We start from the raw sequence: 14,319 nt of genomic DNA, 5'->3' as shown, positions 1-14,319 counted from the left end.
CGTGGACGGCGCGGTCAATGCTCGGGAAATACCGGCAAAAAAAGTACCGGCAAGAGGCCAGGAATCCGCACAACGAATTGACGCGGCGCGCATAACCCTCTAGAATGCGTCCTCTTTCGTCGGAGCGTAGCGCAGCCTGGTAGCGCATCTGATTTGGGATCAGAGGGTCGTAGGTTCGAATCCTATCGCTCCGACCACTAGCTTCAAGGGATTGGGACAGGCAGCATCTATTGTCCCTAATCTTTTTTCTGGCATTTCCCTAATAAGTTTCAAAAACGCCGCTTGCACGTGTCTGCTGCATGTCGGTCACGCCGGTATTTTCAGCCTGACGTTACTCGTCGGAATCTCTCTTAGCTTCATCATCGCAGCAGTCCTGCGCCTTGAGTTTCAGTAACGTCCGAATAATTTCGTCGACGCGTTGACACTCGAAAGGTGTCGGCGCACTTACAAACGCCTACAGCGTATGTTAGGAATGCGCGAGCGCCCACTGCCGCGCCATATGCGATCCGGCATTCGCCATCGCGTCTACGGCAACTGCCAAATCTTCTATCGCGTGGTCGAATCGGACGAGTGCATCGACATCGTTCACGTCCCGCACAGCGCGCGAAATTACGCGGCGATTCTGTTTTCCTGACGGTATCCGTTGAAGTGCCGAGGACGGTAAAGTGGCGCGTCGCCTGCCCTTGGTGGCGCCCTAAACATCCCCCAATAATCCGTCTGAATCACGCCGCCCCGAACCGCGTTCCCACGTAAATCTGAACGCGGACGATGATCAGGGCGCTGACGTCCAGGAGCCTGGTCAAGCCTTTGGAACGTGGCTCAATTGGCGCGTAAGTTCGATCTCTTCCGACATTACGAGCGCGGGGCTCCTCTTAACGGCCTTTCTCACGCTCACGACTGATTGCTTCCAACCCGCCGATTGCAAATGTGTAGAGATGACGTGTGATCGTCTCTCGTGACATGTTCGATATCTCTGCAAGCGGCCCCGGTGCCCCTACGGAACCAAGCAGCATCATCGCGCAGGGCGCCAGCACGCTGAGAACACAGCGCGTGAGCGCCGGATCATCCTGGGGAATACCTGCTATCTCACCGATCACTGCCCTAATGAAAGATAGCTTCGGAGCAGCCACATCCGTAAGGAGCGCCTGACGGTGCGGCGACGGCGAGAGTAGCTCTTGCGCCAGCACCTTCAGGTGCCAGCCGCGGCAACCGGTTGTGGCCCCGTGGACGAGAAGGTCGAGAAGCGCCCAAAGCTTTTGCGATGAATCAAGCCTGCTTTCTGTCAGGTCGCGTAGCGCGTCGACGCTCACGAAATGCCGATGGCCCTCGGCCACGACCGCCTGATAGAGCGCGCTGCGGTTGCGAAAGTGGTAGTTGATCGAGGCCTGATCGACTTCTGCGCGCTCGGCGATCGCCTTGCAGGTAGTGGCTGCATAACCCGCGGCCGCGAACATCTCGCCGGCAGCTTCCAGGATACGCGTACGGGTGGCTTCGCCATCGGCCCGACTGCCGCGCCGAGATTTGCTCATCGAAATTCTCTCCGGATACGTGTTTTCATCGTCAGTGTAGTTTAAATTGGTTTTAAACTCTGCTATTGTCGCTACTATCATCGACATCCGACTCGGAAGTCCTTATGAACAAGCGAATCCTTGCCGCACTGATTGCGCTCGCGCTGGCCGGCGCGGGTTGGTTTTGGTGGCACGACCGGCGGCAGGCGGGCGAAAAGGAGCTGGTGCTGCACGGTAACGTCGATATCCGGCAGATATCGCTGGCTTTCGACGGCAATGGAAGGATTGCAGAGTTGCGTGCCAACGAAGGGGATACCGTCAAGGCGGGCAGCATTGTCGCCGTGCTTGACACGCAGACATTGCAACTCCAGGCCGAGCAGGCGCAGGCGCAAATCGAGGTCCAGCAGCAAACGCTCATGAAGTTACGAAACGGGTCGCGCCCGCAAGAGGTCGCGCAGGCGAGAAGCCGTCTGCTTGCCGCTCAGGCCGACGCTGCTCGCGCAGGGCAGGACCTGGCTCGTCTGCAAGGAATCGCCGCAAATACGCAGGGCCGTGGGGTCAGTTCCCAGGACCTGGAACGCGCACAAAGCAGCCTGAAAGTTGCCAGGGCGCAGGAAGCCGAGCAACAACAGGCGCTGCGACTCGTCGAACTTGGGCCGCGCAAGGAAGATATTGGCGGCGCAGAGGCTCAACTGAAGGCGTTGCAAGCGCAACTCGCCTTATTGCAGCATCAGATCGCGCAGGGGCAGCTAAAGGCGCCGGTTGACGCAGTGGTGCGCTCTCGCTTGTTGGAGCCGGGCGATATGGTGACGCCCCAGCGGGCGGTATTCGCGTTGGCGCTGGCTCGACCCAAGTGGGTGCGGGTCTACGTTTCCGAGACAGACCTTGGTAAGGTCAAGCCGGGCATGTCGGCACGTGTGGTGACCGACAGTCATCCGGACCAGCCAGTAAGCGGCAAGGTGGGCTATATATCGTCAGTGGCGGAATTCACGCCCAAGGCAGTGCAAACCGAGGAATTGCGCACAACCCTGGTCTACGAAGTGCGTGTTCAGGTCGACGACGATGCCAACGTGCTGCGTCTCGGTCAGCCCGCCACTGTGCGTTTTGCCCCAGGTGAGTAGCAATGAGCGGCCTCGACGCGACCGTCGCTGCTCGGCAACTTCGCAAGACCTTTCCCTCGCCCACGGGCGGGGTGATACGTGCGGTCAGCGACATATCCCTGACGATCCGGCGCGGTGAACTAACCGCCCTCGTGGGGCCGGACGGTGCGGGGAAGACTACGCTGATGCGCATGTTGGCGGGATTGCTCACGCCGGATAGCGGCAGCCTGCATGTGCTGGATGTCGACGTGACACGCAGTCCACAGACGGTACAGGACCGTATCAGCTACATGCCGCAGCGTTTTGGCCTGTACGAGGACCTGAGCGTGCAGGAGAACCTGGACCTATACGCCGACCTGCATGGTGTGCCCCGGAACGTGCGCCGGGAGCGCTTCAAGCGCATGTTGGACATGACCGACATGACGCGCTTCATCGATCGCCCGGCAGGTAAGCTCTCCGGGGGCATGAAACAGAAACTTGGGCTGGCCTGTACACTCGTGCGCCCGCCTGAACTGCTCCTGCTTGACGAGCCGAGCGTCGGCGTCGATCCGCTCTCGCGGCGCGATCTGTGGAAGATCGTCCAGCAGCTTGTGGACGACGAAGGCCTGAGCGTCATCGTGAGTACGGCCTACATGGATGAGGCTGGGCGATGCGCGCAGGTGTACGTGATGCATGAAGGACGGCTGCTGGCGCAGGGGACGCCCGCCTCATTGCGCAAGGACGCAAGTGGACTTACCTATACCGCGACGCCTCCCGAGGGCATGCCGGCGCGTGACCTTCAGGCTCGTCTCATCGACGCCGGCGCATTGATTATCGACGCCGTGCCCAGAGGCGGCGCCGTGAGCTTCATTCGCCAGCCCGACGCAGACGAAGCGCATTTGAGCACCTTGCTGCAAGACGCTCACCCCGAACCGCGTGAAGAGGCGCTGGAAGACGCGTTCATGATGCTGCTGCGATCGCAACAGACGTCTGCGCGAAGACAAGGCACTGCGCGGGCCGGTATGCAGGTGCATGGGACCCCCAAGCAGGTTGCACGCGACGATATCCAAGGCGCCGCGCCGGTGATCGTGGTGCGGGATCTGGTGCGAAAATTTGGTGACTTCACGGCCGTTGCCCGCACTTCCTTTGACGTTGCCCGCGGCGAGATATTTGGCCTGCTCGGCCCCAACGGTGCAGGCAAAACGACGACATTTCGAATGCTCTGCGGGTTGTTGCCGGCCACGAGCGGACATCTGGAAGTCGCCGGCGTCGACCTGCGCACCGCCCGGGCTCAGGCCCGTGCACGCATCGGCTACGTATCACAGAAATTCGCGCTCTATGGCAACCTGACTGTGCGCGAGAACCTGGAATTCTTTGGCGGGGCCTACGGCTTGCGCGGCGACGCGCTACGCCGTCGCATCGACGACACGATTGCCCAGTTCGATCTCGACCCAGCCGCGACCAGCGGCATCTTGCCGGGAGGCTACAAGCAGCGCCTGGCAATGGCGGCGGGCGTCTTGCACGAGCCGGATATCCTGTTTCTGGATGAACCTACAAGCGGAATCGATCCGCTGGCGCGTCGCGCTTTCTGGCGTACCATCACAGCGCTTGCCCAATCGGGCGTGACTATCGTCGTCACGACCCACTTCATGGAAGAAGCGGAATACTGCGATCGCATCGCCATTCAGGACGCTGGCGAGTTGCTGGCGCTGGGCACGCCGCAGGATGTGCGTGCTCAGGCCGGAGGGAGTGCCGGGGCAGACATGAACAGCGCGTTCATTGCCATTGTCGAGCAGGAACGCGCAAAGCGCCATCGCCCCTCCGTGGGAGCGGCGTCATGAAAGACGAACCGGGATTCAGACGCCGCTTTGCCGCCTTGTTTCGCAAGGAAGTGCGGCAGATGCTGCGTGACAAAAGCAACCTTGCGGTGGGTCTGCTCCTGCCCGTCATGCTGATTTTGTTATTCGGCTACGGATTGTCGTTCGACGTCCCGAGCGCGCCAGTTGCGGTGGTGCTCGAGGACAGCTCGCCGAGCTCACGTGATTTCGCGGCGGGTCTGCAAGGGTCACGATATCTTGCCCCTGCCTGGGTCAGCGATATGACCGAGGCCGAAAAACTGATGCGCGCGGGCAAGGTGGATGCCATTGTGCGTTTTCCCGCGGATTTTTCGCGCCGGCTTGCACCGGGTAACGCCCACATCCAGCTTCTGCTCAATGGCGTCGACTCCACGACGGCATCCGCGGTCGAGGGCTATGTGGGCGGGGCCATCGGCTCATGGTCGCAGCGCCAGCTGGATCGTCTCGGCGGCAGCTCCGCCAGCGGTGGCTCCGTGGTCGTCGTTCAGCGGATGTGGTTCAACGAAGCCGGCAACAGCACGTGGTATCTCGTACCGGGGCTGCTGGTATTGGTACTCACATTGATTGGCGCTTTCCTGACGTCTCTGCTGATTGCCCGGGAATGGGAACGGGGTACTCTCGAGTCGTTGTTCGTTACACCTGTTCGGCCCCTGGAACTGGTGCTGGCGAAGCTGGCCCCGTATATGGGCGTCGGAATCATCAACGTGGTGACGTGTCTGCTGGCGGCCCGACTCCTGTTCAAGGTTCCGATCCGTGGCTCGCTTTGGGTCATCGTTATCGCGTCCATACTGTATCTGGTGGTGTCCCTCCTGCTGGGGTTATTGATCTCCGGGGTCGCGCGAAGTCAGTTCAAGGCCAGCCAGATGGCGCTGCTGGCGAGCTTCATGCCCGCCATGATGCTCTCGGGCTTCGTCTTCGATCTTCGCAACGTGCCGGTCGTGATTCAGATTGTCAGTCAAGTATTGCCGGCAACGCACTTCATGAGCCTGATAAAAACGCTGTTTCTGGCCGGAGACGACTGGGCGCAGATTCTGCGCAACTGCACCATCCTGCTGCTGTACGTTGCTGTTCTGACCCTTGCCACGACCCGCACGCTGCGCAAGTCACTGGATTGAGCCATGAGCGCATTCGTCGACGCCTTTTGGCAAATTGCCGCCCTGATCCGCAAGGAACTGCTTGCCATCGTCAAGGATCCGGCCAGCCGCGTCATCCTGTTCGCCCCCGCCCTGATGCAGGCGCTGCTCTTCGGATATGGGGCCACCTATGACCTCACAAATGTTCCGTACGCTGTGCTCGACCAAAGCCGAGGCGCGGCCTCGGTAGAACTGCTTGCACGATTGGACGGCACCGGCGTCTTCCATCGGGTCGCCACGTTGGCTTCACCACGGCAGATCGCGAATGTCATCGACGCCAATGACGCCCTTATGGTGCTGAGTATTCCATCCGATTTCGAGAACTTGCTTGCAACGGGACAGCAAGCGCCGGTGCAGGTCATTCTGGATGGCCGGAACTCTTCGACAGCCGGGGCGGCCGCGGGCTATGTCGGCTCGATCGTCACGGACTATAACAACGAGCGATCCGGCGCAGGGGGCGTAACGATCGAGCGCCGTGCCTGGTACAACCCCAACCTGGAATCGCGCTGGAATCTGATGCCCGCAATGATTGCGGCACTCAGCATGCTTCAGACTCTCTTGCTCGCCGCGCTTTCTGTGGCACGCGAGCGCGAGCAGGGCACGTTCGACCAGTTGCTGGTCACGCCGCTCACCCCAATGCAGATCCTCATTGGCAAGGCACTCCCTTCGATACTGATTGGGCTGATTCAGTCCACGATCATCTTCCTTGTGATCCGGTTCTGGTTTCAGATCCCCATGAACGGGTCGGTCTGGCTGATGTACGGCGGACTGCTCATGTTCAACTGTGCCGCCGTGGGCATCGGTTTATCGATCTCTGCGCTGTCGCTCAGTATGCAGCAGGCAATGCTCTATGCGTTCCTGTTGATCATGCCGCTGATGCTCTTGTCGGGCCTGCTGACACCGGTGAGGAACATGCCCGCGATCTTGCAGTTGGCGACCTACGTCAACCCGCTGCGCTTCGGCGTCTCGATCGTACGTCGCGTCTATCTGGAAGGCGCGGGGTTGGCCGATGTCGCCGTGGACTTCATTCCCCTTCTAGCCGTGGCCGCTGTCACCATGCCGTTATCGGCATGGCTGTTCAGAAACCGACTGGCTTGATTACTGCTCTGGAGCTGCCATGCCATTGCCACGCCCGATCGCTCGCGCCGCTGTTCGTTCCGTGCCACGCAGGATGGCGGCGAGCCTGATGGTGCTAGCGTTAAGCGGATGCGCGGTGGGACCGGACTTCAAGAGTCCCGAACCGCAGGCGCCGGAAGCGTGGAGCGCGTGGCGCAGCGGGGACGATAGCTTGCGCACAGCAATCGCAACCAACGAGGCGCTGCCCGCCGACTGGTGGCGAGCCTTCGGAGATCCGGTGCTCGACCGCCTTCAACAGCGGGCGGTTGACGCCAGCCCGGACCTGCTGAGCGCGACCCTGCGATTTGCGCAAGCGCGCATGCAGCGCCGTATGGTGGAGGCACAGCGCGGCCCACAGATCGATCTGAACGGCGAGATCAACCGTCAGCGCCTCAGCGAGAACGGCGCGAGTGTGCGTCTGATTGATGTACTGCTGCCGAGTGGTGCCTCCCGGGACGAGATCGTATCGCTCATGGCTGAGCCGTTCACGCTCTATCAGGCCGGCTTTGATTTGTCTTGGGAGATCGACCTTTGGGGGCGCATTCGCCGGTCGGTCGAAGCGTCGGATGCTGACGTGTCCCGGGAAGCTGCGTTGCTGGACCTTGCTCGACTGAGTTTGGCCAGCGACGTGGCGCGCAACTATTTCGAACTCCGGACAACCCAGACGCAAATTCGGCTCACACGTGAAGATATATCGACGCTCTCGGACCAGCTCCAGTTGCTCGACGCTCAGGTGCGGGGCGGCTCCATCAACCATCTGGGCCTGGAGCAGCAGCGCGCGGAGTTGGCGGCACTCAAGGCCCAGTTACCCCCACTGCTGGCCCAGGAGGCCGCCAGCGCCAACCAGATCGGGCTGCTGGTCGGGGAGCGCCCCGGCGCGCTACGCGACGAACTGCAACCATTGCCGGTCGAGTCGCAAGCGAGGTTGCCCGATCTGGCATTGGGCCTGCCTTCTGAGCTTGCCCGCCGCCGGCCGGATATCCGTGCCGCCGAAGCACGTCTGCACAATGCGACAGCGAGTATCGGCGTCGCGCAGGCGGACTTGTATCCGAGCATCCGCCTCGGCGCAAGATTCGGGTTCGAGTCATTTGCCAGTAGCGAGTTTACGGACTGGGGCAGCCGCTCCTGGTCCATCGGGCCTTCGTTGAACTTGCCGTTGTTCGATCGTGGGCGGCGCAAGGCGGTGGTGCAACTGCGTGAGTTGCAACAACAGGAAGCCGCAATCGCTTTCCAGCGCACAGTGCTGCAAGCGTGGCAGGAGATTGACGATGCGCTCAATGGTTACGCTGCCGAACAGCAGCAGGCACGGGAGCTTCGGAGCAAAGTTCAGGCAGCCCGGCAGGCTTACCAATTGGCGCGTGCCCGCTATGACGGCGGTGCTACCGACTTCCTGCCGGTGCTGGACACGCAGCGTAGCTATTTGCAGGCAAGCCATGATTTGGCCGCCAGCGAAGGGCGACTGAACACTCGATTCGTCACGGTGAACAAGGCATTGGGCAACGTATCCTCAACCTCGCAATCGCAGGCCGTTGGGAAATAATGGGGAAATGTAAGGCTGCGTCGTCAACACCCAGGCGCAGGGCGATGTGCGACCCAGCCGTGAAAGACGCCGGCGTGAGCCATATGCCCTTTTGCGACGTGAGGCGACTGCTTGAAACCAAATTTCGAGTCCAGGCGCTTTGGGGTGAGAACCGCAGGCAACACGGTATCCGGATGCAACGCGAGCTTCCGCGTGCGCCCTAACAAGGGAATCCTCCGGCAAACGCCCCGCGCAAGTAGTCCACGAACAATCGTACGGCCTGTGGCACGTGCGAGGTGTACGGCCGCACGACGTAAATCCGTCCGGCGAACGCGCCCACCGGCCGCCATTCGGGCAACAGCACCACCAGCTTGCCGGCACGCACGGCGGCCTGCGCCGTGAAATCGGGTACCAGCGCGATACCCAGATCGTCCAGCGCCGCATCGCGCAACGCTTCGCTGTTGTTCGCCGTCACGGGGCCGTTGGCATTGATCGTCACCGGACCCGTGGCCGATTTGCGCGGACCGTCGTATTCGAACGACCAGGTCGTTGCCACCTGCGCCCGCGGATATGCGAGGCAATCGTGCGCCATGAGGTCGGCGGGGGTGACGGGCGTGCCGCGTCGTTTGAGATAGGCACGGGTGGCGACGACGAGCGAGCGCGTGTCGCACAGCTTCCACGCCACGTGCGTTTCCGGCGCGTTGGTGCTGTGACGGATCGCCAGGTCGAACCCTTCCGATGCAATCGAACTCAACCGGTCCGACAAATCCAGTTGCACCCGAACTTCCGGATGCTCGCGCACAAAGCCGGACAGCCGTGGGATAACCTGTTGCCTGCCCAGCGCCACAGGCGCCGTCACCCGTATGAGGCCCCGGGCCACGCCCGCCTGGTCCCGCAAATTCGAGAAGCTCGTCGCGATTTGCTCGTACTGCCCCCGCGTGTCGTCGACGAGTTGCTGCCCGGCTTCCGTAAAACGGACGCTGCGCGTCGTGCGCTGCACCAGCGACACGCCCGCGGCCCGCTCCAGTTCGGCAATCCGCTGGCTCATCGCCGCCTTGCTCACGCCGAGCCGGGCCGCCGCCGCCGTAAAGCTGCCCTGCTCGGCGAGCACCGTCAGCCAGTGAAGATGCGTCCACAAGCCTTCAATTTTTTCCGATTCCATAGCTGGATTGTTCGTATCTGCAAACAATAAATTCAATAATAACGCCTAGGCGACGTCCCCGGCGATTCATACACTGCATGCATCGTTCATCAATCATGAGGAATTGAAATGCAAGCGTTCAACGATACCGCCGACGTCGTCCATTACATCCATGGCCGGCGCGTGAAGGGCGACGCCCAGCGGACCCAGCCGATTTTCAATCCGGCAACGGGCAAGAGCGCTCGTCAACTGGTGCTCGGCGGCGTGTCGGACGTCGATGCCGCCGTGGCAAGCGCCAAGGCGGCGTTTCCCGCATGGAGCGACACGCCGCCGATCCGACGTGCGCGCGTCATGCTCAAGTTCCTCGAACTGATGAACAAGCATCGCGACGAACTCGCTGCGATCATCACGTCGGAACACGGCAAGGTATTCTCGGACGCGCAGGGTGAAGTCACGCGCGGCATCGACGTGATCGAGTTCGCCTGCGGCATTCCGCAACTGCTCAAGGGCGACTACACGGAGCAGGTATCGACGGGGATCGACAACTGGACGACGCGTCAGGCGCTGGGTGTCGTGGCCGGCATCACGCCGTTCAACTTCCCGTGCATGGTGCCGTGCTGGATGTTCCCGGTGGCTATTGCCGCTGGTAACGCGTTCATCCTCAAGCCGAGCGAGCGCGATCCGTCGGCCTCGCTGTTCATGGCCGATCTGCTCAAGCAGGCGGGGCTGCCGGACGGCGTTTTCAACGTCGTACAGGGCGACAAGGTCGTCGTCGACGCCTTGCTCGCACACGCCGACGTCAAGGCGATCAGCTTCGTCGGCTCGACCCCGATTGCGAACTACATCTACGAAACGGGCGCCAGGCACGGCAAGCGCGTGCAAGCCCTGGGCGGTGCAAAGAACCATATGGTCGTGATGCCGGATGCCGATCTCGATCAGGCCATCGACGCCCTGGTCGGCGCGGGGTACGGCTCGGCGGGCGAGCGTTGCATGGCGATTTCGGTCGCGGTGCTCGTGGGCGACGTCGCCGACAAGATCATGGGCCGGCTGGCCGAGCGCGCCCGCACGCTCATCATCAAGAACGGCATGGAACCGGACGCCGAAATGGGGCCGATCGTGACCCGTCAATCGCTGGAGCGCATCGAGAGCTACATCGCGCTCGGCGTGCAAGAGGGCGCCAAGCTGGTGGTCGACGGCCGCGGCCTGAAGGTGCCGGGCCATGAAGAGGGCTTCTTTACCGGCGGCACACTCTTCGATCACGTGACCCCGGACATGCGTATCTACAAGGAAGAAATCTTCGGGCCGGTGCTCGCCTGCGTTCGCGTGAAGGACTTCGCCGAAGCCGTCGATCTCATCAACGCGCACGAGTTCGGCAACGGCGTGGCCTGCTACACGCGAGATGGCCACATTGCGCGTGAATTCGGCCGTCGTATCGAGGTCGGTATGGTCGGCATCAACGTGCCGATTCCGGTGCCGATGGCATGGCACGGTTTCGGCGGCTGGAAGCGCAGCCTGTTCGGCGACATGCACGCCTATGGCGAAGAGGGCGTGCGTTTCTACACCAAGCAGAAGTCGATCATGCAGCGCTGGCCGGAAAGCACCGAAAAGGGGGCCGAATTCGCGATGCCGACGGCGAAATAACGCGTCTGCACGGGGATAGGCAGCCGGCCTGGGCGGTGCAACGGAAGATTCGTTGCACCGCCCGGTCGTTTGGGGGCGCCGGGTCTCTCGCGTGTGTGCCGTGGCCGCCGCGTGACGCTCAGCCCTTCACCCTTGCCGGGAGTCCTTTGCCCGGCGAGTAAAGAATCAGGCTCGGACTCACGAGCCTGTCCGATGCCACCACCGCGTGCGCAAAGGTATCGAAGTAGATGGCGTGTTCGGGGTCGCTCACACATGCCTTGCGAATTTCCCGCGTGGACTCGTCCCACGTGAAGCCGAGATATTGCCTGTGCTCGTAGAACCAGACGACATGCCCTTCACGCGAGAGCGACGGCGGAATGTCGAGCCTCCTGCTGTCTCCGTCTTCATGCTCTTTTCCATTGTCATCGTACGAAGTACTCATCAAGGCCTCCTGAGATGAAAGTGATTTAGCCGCTCAGCGGCTGAATCCATCATCGCAGCAGGGCCGGGAGCCGGGTTTGCGCAACGTCCGAATCATTGCGTCGACGTGCCGGCGCCCGACACGTATCGCTGCCCTTCGAAAACGTTGACGACGTATGCCACATATTCGGCGTATCCGGCGTATCCGGCGTATCCGAGCGAACGTGTTCGACGGCGCCGTGGAGAAGATCGAATTCCTCGGGGCGTCCGGCATATCCGGCGGATACCGCATGTTCCGCGTGTTCCGCAGGGATCGGCATGATCGCCATGGGCGACGTTTGCGATGTACGCGACGCGTGACGGCGCGGGGCATCGCGGGGCATCGCGGGGCATCGCGAGGCATCGTGGGGCGTGCGCGTGCCAGCGAGGGCGTCCTCGCTATCGTTTCTGCCATCGATTGAAAATTTGGGTATACCGGTCAGTCGTGCCGACCACCTGTCTGGCCGGCCGGACAATCCGGTTCGGTTCCGGCACGGACCTTGCTGCGTTTATGGCTTTGTCGGCTTCGCCGGCTTCGTTGTTTCGAGCCGAACGCAGGGAGGACTTCATTTGCATTTCAGTGCGCTGACATCGCTAAAAGCCTTCGAAGGTATCGAACCCGCCGATTGGGCGATTGCCGCGATTGCCATGGTGTTGACCTACGGCGTTCTGAGCGGCGTCTTGCGCATTGCGCTCGGGCGTTTCGGGGCATTGTCGAGGCGGTTGCAATCGCCCGCCGCAGGCATGTTTGCAGAAGTGTTGGGCGCGACGCGGCACTTTGTCCTTTTCTTCGCCGCGCTGCTCATCGGGCTGAAGATGCTCGACCTCGGTGTCAAGTGGGACACCGCCATCGTGCGCGGCTGGACTGTGCTCTTTTGTCTGCAACTCGCGCTATGGGTCAATCGGGCGGTGGGCGTGTGGTCCACGCGTCGCATGCAGCATCGTGCGAGCGTGCCCGACAACCCGGTTATCGTCACCATGACCGCCTGGACGGCGCGGGTGCTTGCCTGGGCGGTGTTGCTGCTCGCCATGCTGGCGAACTTCGGCGTGAACATTACTGCCTTCGTCGCCAGTCTCGGCATTGGCGGTGTGGCGGTCGCGCTCGCCGTGCAGAACGTGCTGAGCGACTTGTTCGCTTCGCTCGCCATCGGCCTGGACAAGCCCTTCGAAGTCGGCGACTTCGTCGTGTTCAGCGACATCGCGGGCACGATCGAGCGCATTGGCCTCAAGACCACACGTATTCGGAGCCTGAGCGGCGAAGAGATCGTCTGCGGCAATACCGAGCTGCTCAAGAATACGCTGCACAATTACAAGCGGATGTCCGAACGGCGCATCGTGTTCGCGTTCAGCGTGTCTTATCACACCATTCCCGACAAACTCGCGAAGGTGCCTGCGATGGTGAAGCAGGCGGTGCAAGCCGCGGGCAATACCCGTTTCGATCGCGCGCACTTCAAGCAGTTCGGTACGAGTTCGCTCGACTTCGAAGTCGTCTATTTTGTGCTCAGTCCGGATTACAACCTGTACATGGACTTGCAGCAGGACATCAACCTTGCACTCATGCGCGCGTTCCTGGAGGAGGACATCCGTTTCGCCATCCCGGCAAGCGTGCAGTACTTCGCGCAGGCGCCCGAACCGCCGGAGGTGGCGTCCGCCACACACCGAAGCTCCTGAAATCGCCTGGCTTATTTTACGTACATTGCGACGTGGTAGGATCGCTCGCATCCACGTGGTTTCGATCGTGGCTTCGATCCAATCCGGGCCTGTCGATAGCAGGCGCCAGGCAGGTAAATCAGGAGGCCGAAATGTCTGTAGAGCAGAAGACGTCGCATCGCGGGTTCACTATCATCACCGTTCTCGAACGCTTGTCGAAAGGCCGCGCACGGCTTTGCGCCAAGGTGCTTGCCAGTGACGAGAACCACAAGCGACGCCTCGGCGGAAAGAAACTCTTGCAGGCCAAGCGCTGGTTCGATCACTTCGCGCACGACCTCTCGGCACCGGTGATCGCCGGTCTGAAGCACACCATCGATCTCGAACTGGCCGCTGCCGCGAAGGCTGACGTGAAGCCTGCCGCCGAGGGCAAGGCGTCGAAGGTCTCGAAGGCCGCGAAAGCGTCGAAGACGCCGAAGGTCCGGAAGACAGCCAGGCCGACTCAGGTCGCAGGGCAGGCCAAGGCCGCCAAAGCGACTAAGGCGGCCAAAGCGACTAAGGCGGCTAAGGCGGCTAAGGCGGTGAAGCCTCTTGAGGCGATCAGCTCGGGTGAGTCGGGTAAGGCGATCAAGTCCGATAAGTCAGTCAAGCCAGTTAAGTCGGTTAAGTCGTTGAAGTCGGTGAAGTCCGATAAGGCGACGAAGTCGGCGGATACCGCCAAACCCGTCCGGCCTGCGGCGGCGGGTAATGGCGCGCGCCATGGCGGTAACGCGTCGAAGGCGGTGAAGACCGTCAAAGCGCCTGCGGCCGTGAAACCTGCGAACGGTGTGGCCGTCACGGCAGCTAACGGCGCATCGCCTGCCAAGAGGGCACCCGTCGCTGCGCACAAGCGCGCAACATCCGCCGCCGGACCTGCGTCGCCTCGCAGGGGCGAATAAAAGACAGAGAAAGCGTAGCCGCATTCGTCGGCGAAACGATTCGGTGGCGCGCGGGTGATGGACGTTATCACGTTGCCTGAATCCCCTTCGCAACAGGCTGCATATGCCCAATATTTCATGTGTTGCAAATGCACCACTTGCCTGCGAAGTGTGTCGCTAACGTGTAAGAATGCATCCGCTTACGGATGACCAGCGGTGCTATTCCTGAATAAGGAAAGCACCGCTCGTTATTTGGTGAGTACTCCATTGCATATGCGGTTGCAGCAATCCTCGACGCACCGGCCGGGGCAACCGACATCGACA

11 protein-coding genes, 1 tRNA gene and 1 pseudogene are annotated in these 14,319 nt (G+C 61.6%); 10 read left to right on the top strand and 3 right to left on the bottom strand.

The features are described from left to right. Positions 1-120: 120 nt before the first annotated feature. A tRNA-Pro gene (locus tag AB870_RS14785) sits at positions 121-197 on the top strand. Positions 198-872: 675 nt separating this feature from the next. Here AB870_RS14785 and AB870_RS14780 read toward each other — a convergent pair. Beyond that, positions 873-1,616 (bottom strand): TetR/AcrR family transcriptional regulator, encoded by a 744-nt coding sequence (locus AB870_RS14780; RefSeq protein ID WP_237169951.1) that lies wholly within the window; start codon positions 1,614-1,616, stop codon positions 873-875. A 17-nt stretch (positions 1,617-1,633) separates the two neighbouring features. On the opposite strand from AB870_RS14780, the gene AB870_RS14775 reads away from it, so the two are divergent. The 6 genes and pseudogenes from AB870_RS14775 to AB870_RS14755 all read left to right on the top strand — a co-directional run bounded on the left by AB870_RS14775 (position 1,634) and on the right by AB870_RS14755 (position 8,232). Beyond that, entirely contained in the window at positions 1,634-2,629 is a 996-nt protein-coding gene (locus tag AB870_RS14775; RefSeq protein WP_053059388.1) for an HlyD family secretion protein, read from the top strand. 95 nt (positions 2,630-2,724) lie between these two features. Next, positions 2,725-3,084 (top strand): annotated as a pseudogene (locus AB870_RS27695) (ATP-binding cassette domain-containing protein); the annotation flags it as partial. Further along, the gene (locus tag AB870_RS14770; RefSeq protein ID WP_472462567.1) at positions 3,073-4,428 is read left to right on the top strand and encodes an ATP-binding cassette domain-containing protein; all 1,356 of its coding nucleotides are present in this window, start codon (positions 3,073-3,075) and stop codon (positions 4,426-4,428) included. The pseudogene AB870_RS27695 and the gene AB870_RS14770, both read left to right, overlap by 12 nt. After that, positions 4,425-5,558 carry an ABC transporter permease gene (locus AB870_RS14765; RefSeq protein ID WP_047905298.1) on the top strand — a complete coding sequence of 378 codons (1,134 nt, stop codon included), beginning with the start codon at positions 4,425-4,427 and terminating at the stop codon, positions 5,556-5,558. The genes AB870_RS14770 and AB870_RS14765 overlap by 4 nt, the downstream gene beginning before the upstream one ends. 3 nt (positions 5,559-5,561) lie before the next feature. Further along, positions 5,562-6,674 carry an ABC transporter permease gene (locus AB870_RS14760; RefSeq protein WP_047905297.1) on the top strand — a complete coding sequence of 371 codons (1,113 nt, stop codon included), beginning with the start codon at positions 5,562-5,564 and terminating at the stop codon, positions 6,672-6,674. A 73-nt stretch (positions 6,675-6,747) separates the two neighbouring features. Then, the gene (locus tag AB870_RS14755) at positions 6,748-8,232 is read left to right on the top strand and encodes an efflux transporter outer membrane subunit (protein WP_197683846.1); all 1,485 of its coding nucleotides are present in this window, start codon (positions 6,748-6,750) and stop codon (positions 8,230-8,232) included. Between the two features lie 199 nt (positions 8,233-8,431). On the opposite strand, the gene AB870_RS14750 is transcribed toward AB870_RS14755, so the two are convergent. Beyond that, entirely contained in the window at positions 8,432-9,373 is a 942-nt protein-coding gene (locus AB870_RS14750) for a LysR family transcriptional regulator (RefSeq protein WP_047905295.1), read from the bottom strand. 108 nt (positions 9,374-9,481) lie between these two features. Between AB870_RS14750 and AB870_RS14745 the strand changes: the two genes are divergently transcribed. Further along, positions 9,482-10,993 carry a CoA-acylating methylmalonate-semialdehyde dehydrogenase gene (locus tag AB870_RS14745; protein WP_047905294.1) on the top strand — a complete coding sequence of 504 codons (1,512 nt, stop codon included), beginning with the start codon at positions 9,482-9,484 and terminating at the stop codon, positions 10,991-10,993. A gap of 118 nt (positions 10,994-11,111) precedes the next feature. Here the strand turns inward: AB870_RS14745 and AB870_RS14740 are convergent, their stop codons facing one another. Next, entirely contained in the window at positions 11,112-11,414 is a 303-nt protein-coding gene (locus tag AB870_RS14740; RefSeq protein WP_047905293.1) for a hypothetical protein, read from the bottom strand. A gap of 587 nt (positions 11,415-12,001) precedes the next feature. On the opposite strand from AB870_RS14740, the gene AB870_RS14730 reads away from it, so the two are divergent. After that, the gene (locus AB870_RS14730; protein ID WP_237169950.1) at positions 12,002-13,102 is read left to right on the top strand and encodes a mechanosensitive ion channel family protein; all 1,101 of its coding nucleotides are present in this window, start codon (positions 12,002-12,004) and stop codon (positions 13,100-13,102) included. A 131-nt stretch (positions 13,103-13,233) separates the two neighbouring features. Further along, entirely contained in the window at positions 13,234-14,016 is a 783-nt protein-coding gene (locus AB870_RS14725; protein WP_047905291.1) for a hypothetical protein, read from the top strand. Positions 14,017-14,319: the final 303 nt, after the last annotated feature.

The sequence above is a fragment of the Pandoraea faecigallinarum genome, from assembly GCF_001029105.3.
Classification (GTDB): Bacteria; Pseudomonadota; Gammaproteobacteria; order Burkholderiales; family Burkholderiaceae; genus Pandoraea; species Pandoraea faecigallinarum.
This window is presented reverse-complemented; position numbering and strand designations above follow the sequence as displayed.